The 1,189-nt window shown below is 71.0% G+C and carries 1 pseudogene; it reads right to left on the minus strand.

Annotated elements, in window-relative coordinates:
* Nucleotides 1-1,189 (minus strand): annotated as a pseudogene (locus DXK93_RS21130) (autotransporter outer membrane beta-barrel domain-containing protein); the annotation flags it as partial.

Here is a 1,189-nt window from a genome sequence, read left to right on the forward strand (position 1 = left end):
AGATGTGTATAAGAGACAGGCCCAGCCCGCCGCCGCCGCCGATCGATTGGGCCAGCACGCCATAGGCGCGCGCGCCTTGCGTGGTGGCGGCGATGCCGGTGGTGACGTCGATGGCGCCGCCCGAGCCGGACAAGCCGCCGTTGCCGCCCACTGCGACGCTCATGGAATGGCTGTCCTGCTGCAGCTTGGAGCTGCTGTTGCCCGCGCCGGCCGTGCCGCCGCCGCCGCCGATCGATTGCATCGCCAGCGCAGGCGCATCGTCACCCGTGGTCTGGACATTCAGCCAGCTCCCGCTGCCGGAGGTCAGGATGTTGCCGCCGTTGCCGGCCACGCCGCCTGTGCCGCCAAACGAGGCGCCGACGGTGATGGTGCCTTGGGCCTGGTCCGAGCCATCGCCGCCCTGCCCGCCGCCTCCGCCGATCGATTGCAGCAGCACGCCATAGGCGTTGTAGCCGGTGGTGGCGATGCTGTTGCCATGGTCGTCGTCGAAGAAGAAGCTCAGGACGCCGCCATTGCCGCCGGCGCCGCCGCTGCCGCCCACGCCGATGATCGCGTTGGCCTTGATCTTGCTGCCCGAGGCGCTGGACGATCCGCCCACGCCGCCGCCTCCGCCTATGGACTGGGCCACCAGGCCGTCGGCCCAGTCGCCGGCGGTGGCGATCTTGCCCGCGTAGTTCACGGTGACGTTGCCGCCATGGCCGCCCGTGCCGCCGGTGCCGCCCACGTCCACGCCGAATTGATACGTGCTGTTTTCGTCGTCGAGCCGTTCCTTGTTGTCGCTGTGATTGCCGATGCGGTCCAGGATGGGATAGGACGAGGCGTCGGCGCCCAGCGATCCGCCCAGCCCGCCGCCGCCGCCGATCGATTGCAGCAGCACGCCATCGGCGTCGCCGCCTTCGGTGCGGATGGCGCCTTGCAATGTCGCATTGATGCTGCCGCCAGTGGCGCCGGAACCGCCGGTCGCGCCCAGGCCCACCTGCAGACGGGCTGACGGACGCTCTTCGGCGCTGCCAGCCACATTCAGCGTGCCGCCCTGCGAGGCCCCGCCGCCGCCGCCGATGGACTGCGCCACGATGCCGCGCGAACCCGAGCCCAGCGTGCGGATGGCGAAGTTGGGATTCAGCGTCACGTCCACATTGCCGCCGGTGCCGCCCGAGCCGCCGGTACCGCCCAGGGCCAGGGTCAGCTC

The organism is Achromobacter sp. K91, assembly GCF_003576205.1.
Lineage (GTDB): Bacteria > Pseudomonadota > Gammaproteobacteria > Burkholderiales > Burkholderiaceae_B > Achromobacter > Achromobacter aegrifaciens.